Here is a 22,076-nt window from a genome sequence, read left to right on the forward strand (position 1 = left end):
CCTAGAACACCACCGGTTGCTGAAACTCGCCCCAGACACTCTTGAGCGCGGAGACCATTTCACCCACGGTGCAGTATGCGTTGGCGCAGTCGATCAGCTTGTGCATCAGGTTGTCGGATCCTTCGGCGCTGCGCGACAACGCGGCGAGTGTGGAATGCACCGCGGCGCTGTCTCTTTCGGCCTTCACTTTGGCGAGCCGTTTGAGCTGGAGATCACGCCCCTCGGCGTCGAGTTCGTAGCTGACGACGTCGGGCTCCGGCTCCTGCGACACGAACCGGTTTACCCCGACCACCGGACGCGCGCCTGACTCGATGTCCTGGTGGATCTTGTATGCCTCATCGGCGATCAGGCACTGCAGATAGCCGTCTTCGATCGCGCTGACCATGCCGCCGTGCTGCTCGAGGTCGGCCATGATCTCGATGATGCGGGCCTCGGTGGCGTCGGTGAGCGCCTCCACGAAATAGGAACCACCTAGCGGGTCGGCGACGGCAGCGACGCCGGTTTCATAGGCGAGGATCTGCTGGGTGCGCAGGGCCAGGGTGGTGGACTCCTCGGAGGGTAGCGCGAACGGCTCGTCCCAGGCGGCGGTGAACATCGACTGGACTCCGCCCAGAACCGCCGCCATCGCCTCGTAGGCCACTCGCACTACGTTGTTCCGCGCCTGCGGCCCGTACAGGGATGCCCCGCCGCAGACGCAGCCGAACCGGAACATCGACGCCTTGTCCTTGCTCGACCCGTAGCGCTCCCGCACGATGGTGGCCCAACGCCGTCTTCCCGCACGGTATTTGGCGACCTCTTCGAAGAAGTCGCCGTGGGTGTAGAAGAAGAAGGAGATCTGCGGGGCGAATTCGTCGATGCTCATCCGGCCGCGTTGCACCACGGTGTCGCAGTAGGTGACGCCGTCGGCCAGGGTGAGCGCCATCTCCTGTACCGCGGTCGCGCCGGCATCCCGAAAGTGCGCCCCGGCCACCGAGATTGCGTTGAACCTCGGCACCTCGGCCGCGCAGAACTCGATGGTGTCGGCGATCAGCCGCAGTGAGGGCTCGGGCGGCCAGATCCAGGTCCCGCGCGAGGCATATTCCTTGAGGATGTCGTTCTGGATGGTGCCGGTGAGCTTGGCCCGGGGTATGCCTTTGCGCTCCGCGGCGGCGACATAGAAGGCCAGCAGGATGGCCGCGGTGCCGTTGATGGTCATGCTCGTGCTGAGTTTGTCCAGCGGGATGCCGTCGAACAGGATCTCGAAGTCGGCCAGGGTGTCGACCGCGACACCGACCCGGCCGACTTCCTCACCGAAGTCCGGGTCGTCAGAGTCATACCCGCACTGGGTCGGCAAGTCGAGCGCGACGGACAAGCCGGTACCGCCCTGGTCGAGTAGGTAGCGGTAACGGCGGTTGGACTCTTCGGCCGTGCCAAATCCCGAGTACTGCCGAAAAGTCCACAACTTGCCGCGGTATCCCGACGCGAAGTTGCCCCGGGTGAAGGGGTACTCCCCCGGCGGCGAAGGGTCGGCGCGTCGATCCGCCGGTCCATACACCGGCGCAAGCGGGATGCCCGATGGGGTCTGGGCTGCGTTATCCATCGTTGCATAACGTACTTGCAAAAAAAGAGAATGCCAATACCGCAACCTGAGCTGGCCATATGCCACAACGGCCGCTCACAGACGGGCGTTCTGCAGCTCCGCACCCTTGATTCCAGGCGCAGGCGACCGGCCGCGGCGGATCGTGTGAGCATGAGCACACTGGCCAGTCCGCCGACAAACGTCGCCGCGCCGTCCGCCACCGCCAACCAACTGCGCAAATGCCGCCAACCGGCCGGCCGGGCGGGCATCGTGGCCGCCTCGCTCGCGCACTGCAGTTCACCGCGCGGTGTTTTAGGCTCACCACGCGCCTGGAGAAGACGGGCGCGCATCAAGCTGGAACAAACTGCCCCCGCCACAGGTTCGTACTTGGCGGACCCCCTCACCCGACCGAAAAGAGCCGACCTTGAGCTGCAGCAGATTGCCTGCCCTGTCGTTGCCTCGGGTGACGCCTTGGCTGGCCACGGTAGTCATGTCCGTCGTGGCCCTGGTCGGACCTTGGGGCACCGTGCCGCGAGCGGCCGCCGATCCCGGATGTCCCGACGTCGATGTGGTTTTCGCCCGCGGCACCTTCGAGGCGCCCGGCGTGGGCGCCACCGGTCAGGCGTTCGTCGATGCCCTCAATGCGCGCCTGGTCGGCAAGACGGTGTCAGTCGATCCCGTCAACTATCCGGCGTCGCTGGACTTCGGCCGCGCGGTCGACGGCGTCGCCGACGCGAGCAGCAAGGTCGAGGCCACCGCGGCCAACTGCCCGAACACCAAAATTGTCCTGGGTGGTTACTCCCAGGGCGCGGCCGTCGCGGCCTACACCACCACCGATTCCGTGCCGGACGGTGTTGTCCTGCCCGACGGGACCGGCCCCATGCCGCCTGCCGTCGCCTCCAAGGTCGCCGCCGTAGTGCTCTTCGCGCCCCCCTCGGACGGGTTCTTGCACCTGGTCGACCGCAGCGCGCCACCCATCAGCATCGGCCCTCTGTATGCCGCCAAGACCCTGCAACTGTGCGCTGACGGGGATCCGGTGTGCGCGCCTGGCGGGCGTGACCGGGCCGCCCACAGCTCCTACCGGGACAACGGGATGGCCAACCAGGCCGCGGACTTCACCCGCAGCAGGCTGTCGCGGTAAAACTAGGCCCGGCAGAGGATCTCACCGTGGGGGATCCCCAGCCAACCGTCAGGCGTCGCCGCCCATGCTCGCCAGGCCGCCGAAATCTCCTCGAGCTCAGCGGTATTCGCCAGACCTGAAGCCACCAGCTGAGCCGCCAGGTCCGACTGCAAGATCCGATCGGCCCACATGCCGCCCCACCATTGCCGGGTTTCGGAGGTGGCGTAGCACCACATCCCGGCGGTCGGGCTGATGTCGCTGAAGCCGGCCTGCCGGGCCCACGACAACAGCCGGCGGCCCGCATCCGGTTCGCCGCCGTTGGCGCGTGCCGCCGTCTGATACAGCTCCAGCCAACGGTCGAGCTGCGCAATACGGGGGAACCAGATGAACCCGGCGTAGTCGGCGTCGCGAACCGCGACCAGTCCGCCCGGCACGCAGACACGTCGCATCTCGCGCAGCGCCTGGACCGGATCGGCCACATGCTGCAGCACTTGATGTGCGTGAACGACGTCGAAGGTGTCGTCGGGAAAGTCGAGCGCATGGACATCGGAGGTGACGAATGCGACGTTGGACGCGTCACGCCGTTGCGCCTCGCCGCGCGCCAGGTCCAGCGCGTCGTCGGTGAGTTCGACAGCCGTCACCGGCCCCGGCGCCACCCTGGTGGCCAGGTCGACGGTGATCGTCCCCGGTCCGCAACCGATGTCGAGCAACGACAGCCCCGGCCGCAGGTGCGGCAACAAGTAGGCCGCGGAGTCCTCGGCAGTCCGTCGCCGGTGACTCCGCAATACCGACTCGTGATGCCCGTGCGTGTAGACGGCTCGATGCGGCTCGCTCATGGCTGCCCAGCTTAACGCTATCACTCACTATTCGAGATTGATGTCTCGTCATGTGAGACGCTAGTCGAGCGGCACGTTGAGGATCGGGCGTTGCGCAGCGGCGCCGGGACCGTCGAAGTGCCACCACTCGCCCGAATAGACGGTAAGCCCTCCGTAGTTCAACGCGTCGCGCAGCCGCTTGCGGTTGGCCTGTGCTTCGACGCTGACATCCTGGGTCGCGAATGCAGTTGCGCGCGAGGTGAAGTCGTCGAAGTCGGTGCCCATGTCGGCCAGGCATATCCCGGTGACCAGTTGTTGCGTCGGGCATTGCGGCCGCCCGCCGGCGAAGGTGACGTCAACCGATCGTCCCGCTTCGTGGCTCGTCGCATACGGTCCGGGCCGCGCCACCCAGGCCGGGTTCGGGACTATCTGGAACATTTTGACCTGCACGTCATGTGGGCGATAGCAGTCCCAGAAGACCAGCACGTGGCCCTGCGGGCGCAGTGCGTTGGCTGCGGCGGCCAAACCGGGCGCTAGGGATTGATGCACCAGACACCGCGCGTCGGCGGGATACAACTGCGTCTTGGTGAAGTTGTTCGTCGTCGCATAGCGCAGGTCGATGATCGCGTCGGGCACCACGGATCGGACGTCGACGAACTCCGCGGCATGGGCCTCCTGGCTCAGCGGCGGCAAGCCAGGACCGGTCGGGGCCGTGGTACCCACGGGCCGGACGGGCACCACGGTGGTCGTACGGACATCCGACGGGGCGCCGGGAAATGCCGACGGCACAACCTGGCAGCCGGCCGACACCGCGATCATGCCTGCCATCAGCAGAGGTTTCAGACAACGCACCGGGCCATTGTCCCGGCCCGTTGGGCACCCCACCGACACCGCCACGCCAGCAGCACCGCTCCGAACCGGAGTTTCCCCTTGCGTTGAAATTAATTTCAACGTAGCGTGAAACTATGCCGAACGCGCTCAACGGCCCGCAGACCACCGGCCGGGACTACCGCAACCTCAGCGAGCCGCAGTACGGCTGCCGGCGGGATAACAATGTGCCGGTCGCCATGCGGGACGGCGTCACGCTGCTGGCCGACGTCCACCGGCCCGACTCACAGGGCCGGTTCCCCGCGCTGCTGGCGGCGTCGCCGTATCCGCGTCAGATGCAGGACTTCGGCGCCCCGGCCGGATTCATCGAAGCCGGCGTGACCGACTTCTGGGTGCCGCGCGGTTACGCGCACGTGATCGCCAACCTGCGCGGCACGTGCGGCTCGGGCGGAACCTTCGGCTTCCTCGATGCCCAGGAGCGCCAGGACATGTACGACCTCGTCGAGTGGGTCGCCGCCCAGCCCTGGTGCGACGGAAACGTCGGCATGATCGGCATCAGCTACTTCGCGATGTCTCAGCTCGAGGCCGCCGTCGAGCGACCGCCGCACCTCAAGGCGATCTTCCCGGTCGCCGTGACCGCGGACCTCTATGAAGCGGCCAGCCACCACGGCCTGTTCAGCTCATCCTTCGTCACCCCATTCCTGGCGATGACGGGCCTGACCTCCGAACGCAGCGACAAGTTGTGGCGCAGTCTGCCGGTGAGCCTGATCCGGCGGGTGCTGCACACGCCCCGGCTGCACAAGAAGTTCGCCACCATGAACGGCGAGTCCGCGGTCACCATGCTGCGCCAGCTGATCAAGCTGCCGCACAACCCACACCCATGGGATGAGCTGTGGCTCGACACGGCAGTCAACCACCCCACCCGCGACGAGTGGTGGGATGAGCGAAACCTGTTGCCGTTGCTGAAGGAGATCGACATTCCGGTCTATCTGGGGTGCGACTGGGAAAACGTGCCGCTCCATCTGCCGTCCACGTTCGCCGCGTGGAAAGGGTTGTCGGACAACGCCTGCGTGCGGATGGGCATGCTGGACAAGTTCGGACTGACCTGGCCGTGGGAAAGCATGCACACCGAAGCGCTGGCCTGGTACGACCATTGGCTCAAGGGCCGCGACACCGGCATCACCGAAGGTCCGCCCGTCCGCTACTTCCTGCCCGGAGCCGACGAGTGGCGCACCGCCGAGTCGTGGCCGCCGCCGGAGGCGACATACCGTGAATTCGCGCTGCGCGCCGACGGCACCCTCAGCGAGGACGAGGGCACGCCGGGCGCCTGCGAATACCTGGTTCTAGGTGCGGGCCTCGGTCGCGTCAAGCCCAGCGCGATCGACCCACCCGCGCTGCTGACCTGGACCAGCGCCCCGCTCACCGGCGACCTCGACCTGGTGGGGGACTTCGAACTGCGCCTGGTCGCATCCGCCACCGCCATGGACACCGCCTGGATGGTGACGCTGCAGGATGTGGCGCCCGACGGACACGTCACCGACGTGACCGCGGGCTGGTTGCGCGCCAGCTTGCGGGAGGTCGACCAAGCAGCCAGCCGCCCCGGCGCGCCGGTGCTGCCGTGCCGGAATCCGCAGGCGGTGCCGATCGGCGAAGACGTCGAATATCGAATCCCGTTGGTGGCCAATGCTCGACGGCTCCGGCCGGGGCACCGCATCCGGCTGGTGCTCGCCAGCGACGACCAGGACCCGTCCATCCCGGCGATCATGAACTTCCGTCACGCCAGCGTCGGCACCAGCAGCCGCAACACCGTGCGCTCGTCGTCGCGGTTGCTGCTTTCAGTGCTCGAAGCGATCGCAAGAACGGCGTAGCCGGTCGCAGCGGATCGCGACCATCGATCTCGAAGCGATCGCAAGAGCGGCGTAGCCGGTCGCAGCTAACCGATGCGTTCGGTGGCCGTCTGGAGAATGGTCCGTGCGATTTGGTCGGCCGGCTCGAGTCCCAACACGCCGACAGACAGCAACACCGCCGACTTCTCCCGGTAGACATGGCTCCAGGCACGGGCATTGATCCGCAGGGTGCCCGAATCCGGCCGGTCGAGGGTGAAGTCGTAGCGGGGGTCGCCCAACGCGGCGCACGCTTGCAAGGACGTTTCCAGCTGGTGGAGAACTCCGCGGGCGGTGCTCGAATCGGGATACACGGCGACGGCCTGGCTGACCGTCTGGATCATGGCGGGTCCCCCGGGCTTGAGGTCGTCGGTGATGCCGTGATAGCCCGCACTGCGGAACTCCGACCAGCCGGTGCCAAACGTGACGTCACTGATTCCGGCGGCCCGGCACGGCCCCGGCGCGTTGATGTCTCCGGCCGGCGGCTGCCGCAGATCCGCGTGCGAATGCGCGGTGAGCTCCTCGTAATTGGCGATACGACGGACCTCTTCGATGCTGATGATCAGCGCGTCGGCCCGGGATGCGGCAGGGGCGCTGTGGTGAGCCGAGGCGCCGCCATGCGAACAGGCCACGACCGTCAGCAGCGCGCAGCAGGCGATCAGCCCCCGTAGTGGCCTCATCATCAATGACGTCATGACAAGCCGTTCTCTGCGGACTTCGGTCCGCGGTCGGCGACGCAATGGCTGCGACGTTCCCCGGGCGAGCGCACCCGCCCCTGTCCCCTGCTCTTCCTTACCCGCTTGTCATCTTACGTTGGGGTTAGAGTCGCCGCGTGCCCAAGATCAGCGCGTCGTCAGTGGAGGAGCACCGCGAGCAGGTACAACGACGCGTCTTCGAGGCGTTCGCCAGCCTGATGGCCGCGCACAGCTTCGATGCCATCACCATGGCCAAGCTCGCGGCAGCGGCCGACATCGGCCGCACCGCGATCTATCACCACTTCGCCGACAAGGAAGCGGTGGTCGTCGCATTCGCCTCGCACGAGACCAGCCGCTACATCGACGGCCTGCGGGCCGACCTGGCCGACGTCGACGACCCGGTGCAGCGCCTGGCCATCTACATCAGGCACCAGCTCAACGCCGGCGAACAGTTCCACATGGGCCTGGGCCCCCAGCTCTACGGCGCTTTGTCATACGACGCCAGGCACGCCATCCGCGACCACGTGCTCGCCATCGAGGATGTGTTGCGCGAGATCCTGACCGACGGCGTGGCCTGCGGGCAGTTCGTCATCGAGGACCAGGCCGCCACCATCTCGCTGATTCACGCCTGTCTGGGTCCGCGGGATCTGCCGGCAGCGACGATCGAGCGATTTGTGCTGCGCGCGCTGGGCGGGACTCCATAGTAGGAGCGGACCCGGCAGGCATGTGGTAAGTTTCTGACAGATTGTCAAAAAACTTGACCGGGGTGCACCGGGATGTGGAGCCGAGATGCGACCGAGGACCGCCGAGGCCGTCCGCCCCTTCTCCGTTGCGATGAAAGAAGGATCGACGGCCGAACACGAGGCGGCGGAGCACTCACCATATGTGTCCGAATTGCTTTCCGGCCGAGTCAACCGCCGCGGCTACACCGACTACCTGCTGCGGCTGCGGGTGATCTACGAAGCACTCGAGGCGGCGGTGCGCGCTCACCGCGACGACCCTCTCGTGGCCGCGGTGTACGACCCGTCATTGGAACGCCTGGCGGCGATCGACACCGACCTGGCGTACTGGGCACCGAACGCCGCGCGCCAGATCGACTCTCCGGCCGCTCGGGCATACCGGGACCGACTGGCCTGCGCCTCCTGGGGCGGCGCGCTGGTTGCCCATCACTACACCCGCTACCTCGGTGACCTCTCGGGCGGACAGGCGATCGGCAGGATTCTCGACCGCACGTTCGGGCTGGACGGAGCCGGCCTGGCCTTCTACAACTTCCCGGTGCGCGCCAAGCCGTACAAGGATGCCTACCGCGCCAGGCTCGACGATCTCGATCTCGGGAACGACGACATCGAGCGCGCGGTCGACGAGGTACGCGTGGCCTTCAACCTCAATCAGGCATTGTTCAACGAGCTCGCGGCCAACCTTTCGATCTATCGGCGCTGACCCCGGGCTTCCACCAAACATGGCTTGGGGCAAGACCTTTCATGCCGCAACGCAATCACGCGAATCGTTCCAGCCAGGTGGTCACCGCGTACAAGACGGCATAGGTGGCGACGGCGATCGCCACCATCGTCGCTAGCCGCCAGCGCAGTCGGCGTACTCCGCCCAGGCTGCAATGATCGCGTCGCCTCAACGCGATCACCGCCAGCAGCACGAGCACACCGAGGCCGGTCAGCCGGAACCACCATGCGTAGTTGCCGTAGAGATTGTTCGCCCACGCCAATGCCGTTGCGCCGCTGATGATGCCGAAGGCTGCCAGCACGGTGGGACCGACGCAGCACAGGATGCCGACCACACCCCCGGTGATACCGATGCGCCAGACCGGCAGCCGCCCGCTTTCGCCCGGCACGGCGCGTGCCAAGTGTTCCTTGCCGCTAGCTCTCAATCCGCACGCCCTTCCAGAATGCGACGTGGTCCTTGATCTGCTGGGCCTGATCACTCGGGGTCGGGTAGTACCAGGCGGCGTCCGGATTCACTTCGCCGTCAACGGACACGGTGTAGTAGTGAGCCGTGCCTTTCCACGGGCAGATGGTGGTGGTCGAACTCTCGGTCAGATGCTCGTGGCGCACCGAATCCGGTGGGAAGTAATGGTTTCCCTCGAGCCGAACGGTTTCCGACGCTTCCGCCAGCACGGCCCCATTCCAGAGCGCACGAATCATTTTCGCCAACCTTCTGTGAGCTTGTCTCGACCATTGCAGGCTATTTGATTGCCGCACGCATGCGAAGTGTCATACCGAGGACATTTGTTGACCGCGCGACAGTTACGGCGTGGTGTTCTGGCCGGCATCCTGGGCGCGGTTTCCGCGTATTCATAGGCGCGGGTGGCACATGAGTGACATGATCATCGACGCATCGAGGAGGCACATGTCGAAAGAACCGACAGATCCGCTGAGAGATCTTGCGCAATCACTGGGGGGCGGGGAGGCGGTCGGGGATCTTCAGTTGAGGCACGCGGCCTGGGTGGCGCGGTGTGTCGGCCGCGGGGCGTCGGCGCCACTGCATCCCAGCGACCTGTCGGCCTTGGCGGAGCATCTGCAACCCCGGACATATCCACCGGGGACGGTGGTATTCCGCGCGGACCAGGCGGCGACTGGCGTATGCATTGTGCGGCAGGGACGGATAGAACTTGCCGTCGGTTCCGGCCGGCGCCGCGCCGTGGTCGACGTACTGCGGCCCGGCGACGTCGACGGTGATATCCAACTATTGCTCGACGTCCCACCGCCCTACACTGCGCGGACGCTGACCGGCTCGAGTTGTCTGCTGCTGGACCGAAGAGCCTTTGATCGACTGCTCGTCAACCACCCGGCGATCGCGAGACGTTGGCTGTCCAGTGTGGCGCAGCGTGTGACGGCCAGTCAGGCCAGATTGATCGCAATGCTGGGCCGCCCACTGGCTGCGCAACTCGCGCAGCTGCTGCTCGACGAGGCGGTCGAGTCGCGTGTGGAACTCGCCCAACGCACCATCGCAGCGATGCTCGGTGTCCGGCGGCCGTCGATCAACAAGGTGATCAAGGACTTCGAGCGCAATAACGTGATCAAGGTCGGCTATGCCGTCATCGACATCATCGACCGCGATGGCTTAGCCGCTCTCGCCCAATAGTTTTGGGTTTCGCCGCCGACCCCCTGTCCGGTTTCGGGTTCGTCGCTGCCCGGATTCGGCTCACCTAGCCGGGAGGAGCTTCGTTGGGCGGAGTCGGTGGGTCCGGTTCCAAGTGCACCTCTGGAGGCAGGGGCAGCGGGGTGGGCGGCAGGCCACCGCCGAAAGATGCCTGCCGCACGCCGACGACCAGTGTGAGAACAAAGGTGGGTGGCGTGTCGGGCGGAAAGCCAAGCACCCGTACGTCTTCAGGGATCGGGTCCGGACGCAGGCAGATCGTCGCCAGACCCCTGCCTGCCCAGTAGTCGTCGGGCGGTCCTGGCAGGAGCCGGTAATCGAAGATCGTGATGGTCGAGCTGCCAATCACCCGCTTGTCGAACGGGACATAGACGCCTGGCAGTTCGTAGGGGTTTGCTGACTCCCGGTAGCGGTTCTGGTTCGGGACGGTTCGCTGTCCTTCGAGTTCCACCGCCACCCGCTGATGCCTGGAGGGGCCGTCGGGGTACCAGGATCCGCTCAATTCAGCCCAGTTCCAGCCGGGGCTGGGCTGACACTGTGGCTCGCCATAGGGGATCCAGTGGATCGGATCGCTGGGGAGCTGCACCTCCAGCAGAGCGCCCTTGGGGATGAGCTGAGGAACCCAGGTCCGGTTCCACCAACTCAGGTTGTCGCGATGCTGTTGGTTGAAGCTGTAGCGGCCCTGGTTTTGCATAGGCTGCTGGGACGGCTCGGCGGTGGCGATGCCGATGGCCGACAACGCCGCCAGCGTGAGGGTTAGGAACAATGGACGGCGCATCGTCACCCCATCGTGTGGTGTTCGTGCTGTTCGTGCTGTCCGGGCGGATCGATCTTCAGCAGGCCCATCATTCCTCTGTCCTCATGCGGCAGGATGTGGCAGTGGTAGACGGTCGTGCCCGTCACGTCCGGGCGGAAATACATGCGCAGGGTGTAGCGACCGAACGGCGGTAGCCGGAAAGTGTCCCACCAAACATCGGGTTCCGTTTGCCAACTCGTGTCGCCGTCCGGAATGCCGTGGATGTCGACGACTTGAAACGGGTTGACGTGTATATGAATTGGGTGCTGAAAGACATCCTCGTTGATGAGGGTCCACTCTTCGATCGTGCCGGCCTCCACTTCGGCGTCGATCCGGTGGTGGTCGAACTCCTGCCCGTCGATGAGAAACTGCACACCCATGCCGGTCCGGCCGGTGATGTCACCGGAGAACACCATGGTGCGGCGTCGGGCCACCGGCAGGTTGGGCATCCGAGGCGGCTCCACCAAGGTTGTAGGCATGCGGCTGGTAACGGAGGCGCCACGCACCACCAACGTGCCCAGCGCCATGGCCGGACGGGGGCCGCCGGGGTGGCCCTGATCGTAGGCTGCGGCGTAAACCCGGTACCGTCCGGGCTCGCCGCCTTTGACGATGAACTCCGCCCGATTGCCCGCGGCCAGCATGATGTTCGCTCGGGGTCTGGGCGCGGGATAGGGCGTTCCGTCGGTGCCGATCTGATGCAGGGTGTGGCCTTCGACATGCAACCAGATCGAGCGATGTGGGCAGGCATTGAGAACCCGCCAGCGTTGCGCCTCGCCCGGTTTGATGCTGATGTCCGGCAGTACCTGACCGTTGAGCGGGAAATACATCGACGACGGCACCGCGGGAATGGATTCGAACGGCGCGTGACCGGCCATCGGGACCACGACGGCAAAGGGCACCTCAGCGCTGTCGTCCGCGATCCACATCTCGTTAATGACGATGGTGCGTTCCCGCATCTCGGCTATCTCGGGAACCGCGTCGATCTCGCCCTCGACGATGATGGGACCGCACAGCCCGTTCCACAGCTGATGCGCTGTCGCCGTGTGGAAATGTGGGTGATACCAGTGCAGGCCTGTCGGTTGGTTGGCGGCGATGTTGTAGCTGTACTGGTGATCCTGCAGGGGGCCCAGCTGAAGTCCGACGTTGTCCCCTGGATCTTCCGGAGAGACCTGCAACCCGTGCGTGTGCAGGTTGGTGTCCACCAGCTCCTGCAGGATGGTTGCCCTTCTCTCCCAACGGTTCCAGAAGTCGTGGACGCAGGCCCGCCGGGTATCGAAGCGCGGGTCGTTGGACTTGGAGGCGCAGTAGGGCACCATGAACACGTTGTTGGTCGGGATCCCCACCGGGACGATGCGGTTCTTGAGCAGTAACCGCAGGTTGTCCCCCTGCCTGATCCGCAAGATCGGTCCCGGGAACTGGCCGTTATAGGTCTCCAGCGTCACCTGCCGACCACCCAGGTCGACCGGATTGGTCACCACCTCCAGGGTGTAGTCCAGGACACCGTCCTGGCTGGACACCTGGTCCAGATCCCGAAGCTCTTCGCCTCCGGCCCGTGCCGGAGCGGCACTTCGGATGACGCCCGCACCGGCCGTTGCAGCAGCCAACGCCAGAAAAGTCCTGCGGTCCACCGGACTTTCCCAGAGGCGACGCCGGAGAAAGGCAGAATCCATTGTGCATCCTCGGTTGTCTGAAGCTTGGCGCAGAGCCTAACCCGAACGGACAGCGCGCGGAAGGCGCAGTTGTTTTCGCATTTCGGCACCGTGAGGACGTGTCAGCCGGACGACGATTCGGTTGAAATTTCTTTGCAAGTAGAAGCGGATCCGAGGATGCCAGAAAGGCCTGGCCGTGGGAAAGGGAGCGGCGTAGTATCCGCCGTCATGAGTTTGCAGACTCACGGACTGGCGCTGTCCGCCGTTGTCACCTGCGCCGTTTCCAGTTCACTGGTGAGCCCCGGGACGGCGCTTGCTGACCCGCACAGTCCGCACGACATCACCTACACAGTCAAGGTTGACGCTCCGGTTTCCAGCGCCAGGGTGATCTACATGGTCAACGACAGGTATACGGCGACGGCTCCGCTGAGCGCAACGGGCCGGGAATTCACAACCAGCACCATGCTGGCTGACTCGGCGAAAGCGGGTGTGCAGGTAAGCATTCCACCGCCGTATTCAGCCAACGTGCATTGCGAGATCAATGTCGACGGCAAAGTCGAGACGATGGTGGATCAATTCGTCGCATCCGGGCCGGGTAATGGCGACCCGGATTCCTACGGGGTGCTGGCCTGCGGCGCCTCCCCGCTACCGGTTCCGCAGTGGTGGGCGAAAATCTGTGACGCATGGTGGTGTGTCGACACTTCATATCCGTCCAATGCCCGCGATCTGGCCCGCGCCGACGTCCTGCGCGACTCCGACCCCGAGCGCAGCCCGACCTGGCCGCGCCACCCCGTCGAGCCGGGCAACTAGCGGCCCATACGCTGGGCTTTGCCCGTTCGCCGGGCACGCGCGGTGGGTCGAAGCCGGGCAGCTGCGCACGGCGCCAATGGATAGCCGTGTCACATAAGCGTTTACCTTGCCCGGGCCGAGGGTAGTCGCCACAAGGTCCGGCACACGTCCACTGGGAGTCGCAGCGAATGATCACCAACATCTGCCCCGCGTGCGGGTACCCGACGCTGGAAGCAGCGCTGTGCGCTTTCTGCTGTCCCGGCGAAGTGGGCGCTGGCGGTCACGGTTTCGCATCGGCGTCGTGGCAAGCGTGGCCGCACCGAGAATCGGCGTGGCTGGAGCTGAGGGATTCGGACTCCTACTCGTACTCGGCCGCGTGCCGTGCCCGGAGCTGGCCCGGGCCGTTAGCCAGCTGACCGAGGATCGCAACACGCAGCGCGGTCACGGCTAGTTGCTTTGTCCCAGTTGTGAATCGGCTGGACGACGGGTATGCGGGTCGTCCGTCTTTGGTGACCATCGGCGATCCGACGCGGCGGTGCCCTATCCGCGGTAGTAGCCGATGTGTCCGCGCGAGGATCGGTTCGGCGGCGGCGGTCGCAAGTCAAATTTGAGACCGGACATGGATCCTTCGAGCCGCGACGCCGGCGGACGTGCGTAGCCGTGTGTCGTTTCTCTAGTGCTTGCGACAGGGAAATCCATCCAATCCCTTGGGGAACGAAACTTCTATTCGGCTGTCTGCAGCCGTCGTTGCGTGTGGATATCGAGATTGTTCGGGCGGCTGGGCGACGGGGTGCTTCGGTAAGTGAACCGACCGACGCGGTTGCCCCCACCAACCATCTCACCGAGGCGCTCGCCTATTGGGACAGCGTGAGCGGCGCAATTCCGTCGTCGCCCAACAGGTCTGGCGGGACGTCGTGTCGGCCGATTGGAGCGGCGAAGCCGCCCAGGGCGTTGATCGCCGCCACGCATGCCGACCTGCAAACCACCAGCGCAGCGGTCGACCAGATGCGGGCGGCGGCCCGCGTGGCGCGCAGTGGGGGCCTCGGATCTGTATGCCGCCCGTTCCCGTGTGCGCTACGCCGTCGAAGACGCTCGTACAGCGGGATTCGAAGTGGGCGAGGATCTTTCGGTCACCGATCGGATGATTGGCCGGTCAGCTGCCCAGCGGACGGTCTGACGTGCACAAGCCCACGTCTTCGCCGGCCAGATCCGTCGGCGCGCCTCACAACCAATAGGGCCTCGACGCCCTAGTCGCCGGCAGAGTAACCGCCGCGGTAGCCGGGGTCGGTGACGGTTTCCCGCAACTGTCCGCCCCTGCCATGCCGCCCACGAGCAGCCAAGTCCGCGCCGTCGACAACCACACATACAAACAACACCCGCCGCCGTCGAGACCGGTCGACGCCGAAGCTATGACCGCGGAGCAGGCTCGCGCAGCATGGGCCGATATCGACAGTGAAATGGGCAGGTACAACGCGCGGTGCGCGCGCACCATTATCCTGCCGACCGAACAGGGCGCCTATGGAGCTTGCATCGCCGACAAAGGGCGCCTGCTCGAACGCCAAGACGCAATTCGAGCCCGCCTCCCGCGTAGCATCGGCGTCGACATGCAGGCAAAGGATGCGGCTAAGCCATGAATGCGCTACGCGCCGCGGTGATCGGCATTGCGGCAGCTGCTGGATTGGCCGCTGGCGGATGCCGACCGGCATCTCAGGCCGACTTGCCGTTGTTTCCCGATCTCAGCAAATACACCGCAGCCAACCCACAGGACTACGAGATACCCTTCGCCACGCCGGGTCACCCGCCGGTTCCCATGTTCTACTTCCGCACGCCCGACGGCATCAGCTGCAAATTCACCAGCGCACCGGCCGCTGCAGGATGCACCGGTAACAACTTTCCCGGTATCCCACCCGCAGCGGTGGACCCGTCCGAAGGCGTCAACTCGATCAGGACCGATGTCGGTCTGCGGCGAACCAGCACGCCGATTGCTGCTGCAAACGGACCGGCCTTCAAGACGCTGCCGCCCTTCCACACCCTCACCCTCGAAGGGGTGATCTGCGGTGTCGACGATGCGCAGACCACGGCTTGCAAAGATCCTCATGGACGAGCCTTTGTGTTGTCACCTCGAGGCGCAGGATGGCTGCAGCTGTGAAGGACGTCACGTTCCCGAAATGTGGTCGCACGTCTCAGAGCCCGCCCTGCCGAGAAGCCGGTCGGATTATCTTGGCATTGGCCGGAATCTGAGCCGAGTAATGCCCACTACGGTGGCGCAGGTCAAACCTGGTGGCCAGGGGCGGGATCGAACCGCCGACCTTCCGCTTTTCAGGCGGACGGATTAGCCGCTGACCTGCGGTTTATCTGATTCTGTTCGTCGTATGCGCCGCATTGAGCTGCGCTGACGCATTCAGCCTGTCCGGCGAACGGACATAAACCGGACACGGTGCTTGCACTCCCTATCAGGAGCTTCCGTGCTGCCGCCTGAGTTGTGCGCGGTTGCGCGGGCTCCGGGGAGCAGGCATCCCGATGCCCAGCATCGCCTCATCAGCCGCCATACCGTCACCCTCGACGCAGGGCTCGGCATCGTCATCGCAACACCAGTCTTTGCGGCACGGTTCTGCCGGCGCCTCGGTTGGCGGTAGGTCGCGAGCGCCCGAGGCCGCCCAGGCCGCAGGGCGCGAGAGCGACAGTGGTCGGCCGGACGTCGACCGAGGCAACGGCCTCAACCCGGCCCCGGCCGGCGGGCTTGTTATATGTGCCGAAAATGTCCGCGACTCGCTTGCCGACGGGGTCGCGACTGGCGATCTGCGGGCGATCGACGCATTGGGGCTGCGATTCCCCAGCCCCGAGATGGTCACCGCAGCCGCAGCATTGTTCGAGCCGGCGGCACCGTGGGCTTCCGGTCCTGACCGTCGAGGCACCGAACCTGAATCGGGACGTTTTCGCATCACCGTCGGCCCCGGCGTCGTGCGACTCGGGTGGACCAATCCCGTCCGGGTCGCGAAAGCCGCCGAGCGGGCCGTTGGTCATCACCAACGTGACGTCGAGGATGCCAAGCTGAAAATCAGAGACGACCTCGCCAGCACAGGCGGGAACGATGCTCAGGCCGTCGTGTCTTCGACACGACGGAGTCCTACGGAAAACGCCCAGCACAGTTCCAGTGGTGTCATCACCGAGTGGTCCCGAAAATCACGGTCGGCGATGTGCCGCACCTTCGCCGAACTCGACTACAGCCCGCTAGTGGAGTCTGATCGTGTCCCGGCGATGGTCACGCTCACCTATCCGGGTGACTGGGAGGTCGTCGCGCCGGATGGCGCCAGCGTGAAGCGACACATGGTGTTGTGGCGCAAGCGCTTTCAACGTGAGTATTGCGAATCAGCCTGCTACATCTGGAAGTTGGAGTTTCAGCGGCGCGGCGCCCCTCACATTCATCTCTGGATGGCACCACCCATGTCACCGGGCCGCTCGGGCCGGGGCTTCGCACAGTGGCTGTCCGAGACTTGGGCACAGATCGTCGACCACCCCGACCCGGTGCAGAAAGCTCGCCACCGGCTCGCCGGAACAGCCATCGACGTGCGTAATGGACTGAAGGCCTGCGACCCTAAACGGCTGGCCATCTACTTCACCAAGCATTCATCGCCAAATCTGCACGGCGACAAGGAATATCAGCACATCGTTCCCGAACTGTGGCGGCAACCCGGACGCGGCCCCGGCAGATTCTGGGGCGTGTACGGACTCAAGAAAGCCATCACCGTGGTCGAGGTCGCTCAGGACGCATACATCGCTGCTCGCCGTATCGTCCGGCGCTGGTCACGCAACCAAGCGGTTTACGGCGATTCAGGCAGCCGCTTCCCCACTTCGGTTGTGCCGCGCACGGCCATACGCCTGGTTTCGCGTCTCGACCGCAAGTCAGGCGTCGCAGTGCACCGGCGGGTGCGCCGACGACGAACGCTGTGTTGCCAAAGCGGGTTGGCCGGTGGCTACGCCCTTGTGAATGACGGTCCAACGTTTGCGGCTCAACTCGCCGCGGGGTTAGCGTCCGGCGCCTGGTCGAGTATCTCGCCGTCAAAAGCCCCCACGGAAATCGTCGGGCGCGTAAGTGTGCACGGCTGAGGTGCCGTCCAGGCGCGTCGGTAGCACTGGGAGCCCACTCTACGGGGCCCAGCCTGCATGCCAGTCGTGTCGAGGCCGAGAACGCCCAAAGCTCCACATGCTGGTGGACCTCGACCAGGCTTCCGCATCGTTGGTTACCCATGCCCAGCAGCACACGTAAGGGCCGTTTGTCTAGAATCGGCAATTTGACGTAGAACAAGAGATGCATATGGGAAAGCCAGGATCGATGTGATACTTTCGAGAAATGCATTTCGAAAAGTAGAACCCATTCTTTTGCTGGCGACTTAGGAGGCAACTCAGTTCCAGATTATGGTATTTTTTATATTCAATTTTGCAATACTGCTACAAACGGCAAAGGAGTGTGAGTAATCTACCAGAAAGCTCAATTGCGACAAAGGGAAGGGTCGGGGCAAACATTTGTTGGTTCGGTGACAGTCAATGGTTGCTTTCGCGGTAACGGATGCAAGCCCAGCGAGGGCTAGAGTGAGAAGTGAGTTAGGAAGATGAGTGAGATCGTCTTTAAGCTCTACACAGACAAAAATGTTCATGTAAAAAAATGTTCTACGAAAGGTATTGTTGACGTTTCTAAGATTGACGAGCTCTGGAGTCACTTGCGTTTCTGGGCTGGGTTTATCGTTCTTGTTGATACAGATGAAGAATTTATAAGGTGGACGGCCGAGGATATACACGGAAAGATCTTTAAAGAATGCGCAGATTTATCTGTTGAGCTGGATAAACATGGAAGAATCCGAGGAATCTAATGACTCATCAGGACTGTGGGGTTCTCCTACTCAACGCGCCTCTTCGCAAAGCGCAAATGGCTCCTGATGCTGCTCGTTGAGGGTCTGGGGCGATGTCAAGGCCATTTGCACTGCCCGGGAGTGCTGATAGGCGAAGCCTGCCGATGCATCGACACCGCCCATTTGGTCCCCATCCCTTCCGCGATATCGCCCTGCTCACCGCAGTCGCGAATTCTATCGCCGTCGCTGTCTTGGCCTTCGGCCACGCGGCGTCGCTCGGCGGATGATGACGAGGCGGTCTAAAAGGATCAGGCATCCAAGCCGAAGTTGTCACCCAATAGGAATGAAGCTTTCGGCGAAAAAACCTGGAACAACCGGCGTAAGACGAATCGGACAGTTGCAAGTCAGAGTCGCGAACACATCGAGCGAAAGTGAGGGCCTCGATATTGGACTTGCCGCGAGGTGGGGTTGACCCCCGATGGCGCCAGCGCGAAGCGGCACATGGTTTGCGTGCAAACGTTTCGAACGTGAATGCTGTGGGCTAGCTCGCTATAGCTGGAAACTAGAGTTTCAGCGACGCGGCTCGCCGACGACGAACGCTCTGCACTCACGGTGGCTTGGCCGGCGGATACGCGCTCGTGAATGACGGCCCAACCTTCGCCGTCCAGCTTGCGCGCGCGATCGCGTAGGCGCCCATCATTCGGAACTTCAATCAGTCTTCACAGCGCGCCGCGCTGGAACGGCATTACTTGCGCCGGAACCGTCTTCGGAGGGAGTCTCTGAGGTCGGCCGTCTTATCTCTGGCTGCATCGGTCAAATCAGTTGCTCTGACCTTGGCCGTGTCGGTCAGATCCGCGGCCTTGTCTTTGGCCGCGGTGGCGCCCGCTGACCCGGTCGCCAGCGCTTTGTTCACCACCTCGCCCGCAGCCTGGCTCCATCGCTTCGCATCACTGGGCGCGTCACCAGACTCAATGCCCAGTCGATCGCGAAAAGCCATCAAGCCCTTCACGACCTCGTTGCTCGACCTCACAGCCGCGGGCGCGTCGCGCGGATTGAACAGCACTTTGGCGTTTGCGTTGCGGGCCGTCTCGTTCATTTGAGTCAGCAACCGGGCGGTGGCGCTCGAGATATCGTCCAGCCGTTTCTGCCGGGCCTTGGTCAGGCCCAACCGGTGACTGTCGAGATCCTCGGGAGCGGAATCGAGCACCCGATCGAGTTCCAGCACGGCCACCCCGTCCAGAAGCTGGAAGCAGCGTGCGATAACCGCCAGCCACTCGCGCACCTTAGGCTCGGCCTCTTTGGTGTCCTTAGCAAGCTTGCCGAGGTCGGCCTTCCTCTCCAGAGTCTCGGCGATGGCCTCAAGTTGGCATATGGCGTACGCCTGCGTCCGAGCGAGCACCAACGAGCCCGATTGGATCTTCGACCAGGTGATCTCCGAAACCCGGCCGACCTGGTCGCGGACCGTCAGCGCATCCTCGACAACTAGGCCGACAGCAATCATGTCCGCGAGAACCGCATCCTTCTGGGCACGCCGGATGTCCTCGACCTTCTCGTTGATCTCCTGGAGATACTCCACGATTCGGTTCATCTGCTGCTGCATCGCCTGTTGCTGCATCATCGTCGACAGCGCGGAGAGGGCCAACGGGCCAGCAAGCAGCTTCGTCGGGGCCTGAGCGATCTGAAGCCACTGCTTGACCTCGCCGGGCTTACCGATCATCGCGTGGCTGATACCGGGGGTCTTGGTCGGCATCAGCCCGTATTGCTTGACGGCCTGCGCTGACTCAGCAGTCAGCTTGACCCAGCGTCCCGAGTTTGCGGCCACTTCCGAGCCGACTTGCATCGCCGTCCCACTCGTGCCCACGAACGACGAAAGACGGCGAGCATCCAGCACTTTTGAGGGCGCCCCGTCTAGGCCTTGGTCGAGCAGGAAGCGCTCAACATCGGCCGCGTTGCCGATGACGGCCAACCCGTCTCCGTCGGTAACCAGTTCGATCTCGTTACTCATCTTTTTGCTCCGTTGAATGGAGACCATTGATCGGCCCTCCGGGTCACCCCACCACTAGACGCTACCGGCGCGCCCTGACAGGATGCGAACGATCGGGGCTACCCCCGCCGGCATCGCTGAACCGAATTCTGACAGCGGCGCGAACTCGCTAGCCGCGGCATTCAGCGCAGCGCCTGTGAAATCTGATTCGTTCGGATGTGGCGATACGGTGAGTACGGATCTTAGGGTTTAGAGATGACCTCTCCGTCAACACATTCGCGTCCACTGCGGCGACGGCCGCCAGCCTGGCAACGTTGGTTGCTCAACGCACTGCACGGCTTCGACAGGTGCATAATCGACGACTGGACAGCGCTCATGAACAACCACCTCCAACGATCTGGTGGTGCCACCCCAATGCAGACGGCTCGCTACACCGTTGATGCGCTGCTCTACGTGGACAGGCTCCGCTCGGCGACCGCAATACTTGCTTCACACGGCGATCCTGCAGCGCGCCACCAACTGGCCAACGCCGCCCTCGACTTGAATTCCGCTCTCGACAACCTGTGCGAATCACGGGACCGGCTGCTAAAAGCCGCTGGCGCCAACCGTGTTACCTACGATTAGCGTCGAAAAATAGACATTGCGACGCAGAGTCTAAGGCGGGCGATCTTTTCGTAACTTTCGCAACTCTGCTACGATTGGTTGGGTTCCGACGGTGAGATGAGAGGAAGTGAGACCCATGAGCAACGCCTCCGCGGAGATTGTGAGCCCGGTTCCGGCCGATGCCGATGGGCTTGCCGATGTCCTCAGCTTCATGGAGGCGCACGAGGCCCGTCACGGGACATCTCCCGAGCCTGCCTTCTTCTTGTCCGGCGCGGGCGAGCACGATCGTGTCGAACTGACCGAGCAGCTTTACGAAGTCCTCAAGCGTGTCGCCCACGCCCTCAGCCACGGCCAGTCCATAAGTATCTTGACTCGCGACCGCGAAATCTCCACCCAGCAGGCCGCCGAGATCCTCGGCCTGAGCCGCCCCACGGTAGTTCGCCTGATCGAGGACGGCGAGTTGCACGCGCACGTGCCCGGCGCTGTGCGTCGCAAGCTGCGGCTTGCCGATGTTCTTGCTTACCGCGAGGAGCTTCGCGCCCGACGCAACCGGTTTATCACCGAGAGCTCGTCGGAGTTCGCGGATGCCGACGCCGACGAAGTCGCCGAGTTACTCGCCGAGGCAAAACGCAAGCATTGACCGTCCGCGGCGTCTGAAAGGTTCACCCGCGTGTATCGCGCCGTCCTCGACACCTGCGCCCTCGTGCCGAGCCTTCAGCGCGACTTTCTGTTGCAGCTGGCCACCGAGGAGGCCTACGCGCCTGTTTGGGGGTCTGGGATCCTCTTTGAGCTGGACTACGTCCTCGCCAGCTTGCACGACAGGCGCGGGATCACCGATAGCGCCAATCGCCGTCAGCACCTTTTCGACCAGCTAAAGGAGGCGTTCCCTGGTTCAGAAGTTCACGCACCCAAAGACCGCGAATACAACTACGGGCTAGCCGATCCCGATGACGGCCACGTCGCCCACGCCGCGATCATCGGCAAAGTCGACGCCATCGTCACAGATGATCGCCGGGCCGGGTTCAGCGCAGCGGGCGTGCTGGTGGAGGCCGACATCGAAACCGTGCACCCACATCAGTTCGCCGCTAACACGGTGTCAGCACACCCGCATGCAGGGGCCCGTGCGTTGCGAGAGATGTCGAATCGCCGAACCAACCCGCCGCAGACCGCCGAGCAGATCCTCGAATTACTAGTGACGCGGCACAACATGACCGAGGTCGCCGAGATACTACTCCCGCTGTTGCCGGATACCGAAGACCCGCCTCACCAAGCGGGCTAACTGCCCACCAATCAGGTTCTGGTCGGTGATTGACCTGCCTTATTCGCAGCGCTGGAGGCGGCGCGCATAACCCCAACAACGCCATCGCACTTGTCGGACCCCTTGACTACCGTAATTTG

The 22,076-nt window shown here is 64.2% G+C and carries 22 protein-coding genes, 1 tRNA gene and 1 pseudogene; 14 read left to right on the plus strand and 10 right to left on the minus strand.

Annotation, left to right across the window (positions count from 1 at the left end):
- Window position 1: 1 nt before the first annotated feature.
- A complete protein-coding gene (locus JX552_RS26795; protein WP_205874802.1) occupies window positions 2-1,579 on the minus strand; it encodes a methylmalonyl-CoA mutase family protein in 1,578 nt (525 codons plus the stop codon).
- A gap of 469 nt (window positions 1,580-2,048) precedes the next feature.
- On the opposite strand from JX552_RS26795, the gene JX552_RS26800 reads away from it, so the two are divergent.
- Window positions 2,049-2,699: a cutinase family protein gene (locus JX552_RS26800; RefSeq protein ID WP_205874803.1), complete on the plus strand. Its 651-nt coding sequence runs from the start codon at window positions 2,049-2,051 to the stop codon at window positions 2,697-2,699.
- Between the two features lie 2 nt (window positions 2,700-2,701).
- Here JX552_RS26800 and JX552_RS26805 read toward each other — a convergent pair whose 3' ends face one another.
- Together JX552_RS26805 and JX552_RS26810 are read right to left on the minus strand one after the other, a co-directional pair.
- Entirely contained in the window at window positions 2,702-3,514 is an 813-nt protein-coding gene (locus JX552_RS26805; RefSeq protein ID WP_205874804.1) for a class I SAM-dependent methyltransferase, read from the minus strand.
- A gap of 60 nt (window positions 3,515-3,574) precedes the next feature.
- Window positions 3,575-4,321, minus strand: a complete 747-nt coding sequence (locus JX552_RS26810) for a M15 family metallopeptidase (RefSeq protein WP_205874805.1) — start codon at window positions 4,319-4,321, stop codon at window positions 3,575-3,577.
- Between the two features lie 137 nt (window positions 4,322-4,458).
- Here JX552_RS26810 and JX552_RS26815 point away from each other — a divergent pair, with 137 nt between their 5' ends.
- Window positions 4,459-6,189: a CocE/NonD family hydrolase gene (locus tag JX552_RS26815; RefSeq protein ID WP_205874806.1), complete on the plus strand. Its 1,731-nt coding sequence runs from the start codon at window positions 4,459-4,461 to the stop codon at window positions 6,187-6,189.
- 65 nt (window positions 6,190-6,254) lie between these two features.
- On the opposite strand, the gene JX552_RS26820 is transcribed toward JX552_RS26815, so the two are convergent.
- A complete protein-coding gene (locus tag JX552_RS26820; RefSeq protein ID WP_241010740.1) occupies window positions 6,255-6,899 on the minus strand; it encodes a sensor domain-containing protein in 645 nt (214 codons plus the stop codon).
- Window positions 6,900-7,036: 137 nt separating this feature from the next.
- Between JX552_RS26820 and JX552_RS26825 the strand changes: the two genes are divergently transcribed.
- Window positions 7,037-7,603 (plus strand): TetR/AcrR family transcriptional regulator, encoded by a 567-nt coding sequence (locus tag JX552_RS26825; protein WP_205874807.1) that lies wholly within the window; start codon window positions 7,037-7,039, stop codon window positions 7,601-7,603.
- An 85-nt stretch (window positions 7,604-7,688) separates the two neighbouring features.
- Window positions 7,689-8,339 (plus strand): biliverdin-producing heme oxygenase, encoded by a 651-nt coding sequence (locus JX552_RS26830; RefSeq protein ID WP_205874808.1) that lies wholly within the window; start codon window positions 7,689-7,691, stop codon window positions 8,337-8,339.
- Window positions 8,340-8,394: 55 nt separating this feature from the next.
- Here JX552_RS26830 and JX552_RS26835 read toward each other — a convergent pair whose 3' ends face one another.
- Window positions 8,395-8,781 (minus strand): hypothetical protein, encoded by a 387-nt coding sequence (locus JX552_RS26835; RefSeq protein WP_431195896.1) that lies wholly within the window; start codon window positions 8,779-8,781, stop codon window positions 8,395-8,397.
- On the minus strand, window positions 8,771-9,055 hold the full coding sequence (locus JX552_RS26840; protein ID WP_205874810.1) for a DUF427 domain-containing protein: 285 nt from the start codon (window positions 9,053-9,055) through the stop codon (window positions 8,771-8,773). The genes JX552_RS26835 and JX552_RS26840 overlap by 11 nt, the downstream gene beginning before the upstream one ends.
- 205 nt (window positions 9,056-9,260) lie before the next feature.
- On the opposite strand from JX552_RS26840, the gene JX552_RS26845 reads away from it, so the two are divergent.
- Window positions 9,261-9,995, plus strand: coding sequence for a Crp/Fnr family transcriptional regulator (locus JX552_RS26845; RefSeq protein WP_205874811.1), 735 nt, complete (start codon window positions 9,261-9,263; stop codon window positions 9,993-9,995).
- A 64-nt stretch (window positions 9,996-10,059) separates the two neighbouring features.
- Here the strand turns inward: JX552_RS26845 and JX552_RS26850 are convergent, their stop codons facing one another.
- Together JX552_RS26850 and JX552_RS26855 are read right to left on the minus strand one after the other, a co-directional pair.
- The gene (locus tag JX552_RS26850) at window positions 10,060-10,788 is read right to left on the minus strand and encodes a hypothetical protein (protein WP_205874812.1); all 729 of its coding nucleotides are present in this window, start codon (window positions 10,786-10,788) and stop codon (window positions 10,060-10,062) included.
- 2 nt (window positions 10,789-10,790) lie between these two features.
- On the minus strand, window positions 10,791-12,476 hold the full coding sequence (locus tag JX552_RS26855; RefSeq protein ID WP_205874813.1) for a multicopper oxidase family protein: 1,686 nt from the start codon (window positions 12,474-12,476) through the stop codon (window positions 10,791-10,793).
- 207 nt (window positions 12,477-12,683) lie between these two features.
- Here JX552_RS26855 and JX552_RS26860 point away from each other — a divergent pair, with 207 nt between their 5' ends.
- The 3 genes from JX552_RS26860 to JX552_RS26870 all read left to right on the plus strand — a co-directional run bounded on the left by JX552_RS26860 (window position 12,684) and on the right by JX552_RS26870 (window position 15,393).
- A complete protein-coding gene (locus JX552_RS26860; RefSeq protein ID WP_205874814.1) occupies window positions 12,684-13,265 on the plus strand; it encodes a hypothetical protein in 582 nt (193 codons plus the stop codon).
- Between the two features lie 1,388 nt (window positions 13,266-14,653).
- The gene (locus JX552_RS26865; RefSeq protein ID WP_205874815.1) at window positions 14,654-14,878 is read left to right on the plus strand and encodes a hypothetical protein; all 225 of its coding nucleotides are present in this window, start codon (window positions 14,654-14,656) and stop codon (window positions 14,876-14,878) included.
- Window positions 14,875-15,393, plus strand: a complete 519-nt coding sequence (locus JX552_RS26870) for a hypothetical protein (RefSeq protein ID WP_205878779.1) — start codon at window positions 14,875-14,877, stop codon at window positions 15,391-15,393. Before JX552_RS26865 ends, JX552_RS26870 begins: the two co-directional genes overlap by 4 nt.
- A 129-nt stretch (window positions 15,394-15,522) precedes the next feature.
- On the opposite strand, the gene JX552_RS26875 is transcribed toward JX552_RS26870, so the two are convergent.
- Window positions 15,523-15,590, minus strand: a tRNA-Phe gene (locus tag JX552_RS26875).
- A 174-nt stretch (window positions 15,591-15,764) separates the two neighbouring features.
- Here JX552_RS26875 and JX552_RS26880 point away from each other — a divergent pair.
- From JX552_RS26880 to JX552_RS34315, 3 genes and pseudogenes are all read left to right on the plus strand, one after another.
- Complete coding sequence (locus JX552_RS26880) at window positions 15,765-17,351, plus strand: rolling circle replication-associated protein (protein ID WP_241010741.1); 1,587 nt, start codon at window positions 15,765-15,767, stop codon at window positions 17,349-17,351.
- 503 nt (window positions 17,352-17,854) lie between these two features.
- Complete coding sequence (locus JX552_RS26885; protein WP_205874816.1) at window positions 17,855-18,112, plus strand: hypothetical protein; 258 nt, start codon at window positions 17,855-17,857, stop codon at window positions 18,110-18,112.
- A 447-nt stretch (window positions 18,113-18,559) separates the two neighbouring features.
- Window positions 18,560-18,680 (plus strand): annotated as a pseudogene (locus JX552_RS34315) (rolling circle replication-associated protein); the annotation flags it as partial.
- Between the two features lie 156 nt (window positions 18,681-18,836).
- Here the strand turns inward: JX552_RS34315 and JX552_RS26890 are convergent.
- Window positions 18,837-20,096: a hypothetical protein gene (locus JX552_RS26890; RefSeq protein ID WP_205874817.1), complete on the minus strand. Its 1,260-nt coding sequence runs from the start codon at window positions 20,094-20,096 to the stop codon at window positions 18,837-18,839.
- A 354-nt stretch (window positions 20,097-20,450) separates the two neighbouring features.
- Between JX552_RS26890 and JX552_RS26895 the strand changes: the two genes are divergently transcribed.
- The 3 genes from JX552_RS26895 (at window position 20,451) to JX552_RS26905 (ending at window position 21,957) form a co-directional block, all read left to right on the plus strand.
- Window positions 20,451-20,699 carry a hypothetical protein gene (locus JX552_RS26895; RefSeq protein ID WP_241010742.1) on the plus strand — a complete coding sequence of 83 codons (249 nt, stop codon included), beginning with the start codon at window positions 20,451-20,453 and terminating at the stop codon, window positions 20,697-20,699.
- A 115-nt stretch (window positions 20,700-20,814) separates the two neighbouring features.
- The gene (locus tag JX552_RS26900; RefSeq protein WP_205874819.1) at window positions 20,815-21,318 is read left to right on the plus strand and encodes a helix-turn-helix domain-containing protein; all 504 of its coding nucleotides are present in this window, start codon (window positions 20,815-20,817) and stop codon (window positions 21,316-21,318) included.
- Between the two features lie 30 nt (window positions 21,319-21,348).
- A complete protein-coding gene (locus JX552_RS26905; RefSeq protein ID WP_205874820.1) occupies window positions 21,349-21,957 on the plus strand; it encodes a PIN domain-containing protein in 609 nt (202 codons plus the stop codon).
- Window positions 21,958-22,076 lie beyond the last annotated feature (119 nt).

Source organism: Mycobacterium gordonae (assembly GCF_017086405.1).
In the GTDB taxonomy this organism is placed as follows: Bacteria; Actinomycetota; Actinomycetes; order Mycobacteriales; family Mycobacteriaceae; genus Mycobacterium; species Mycobacterium gordonae_D.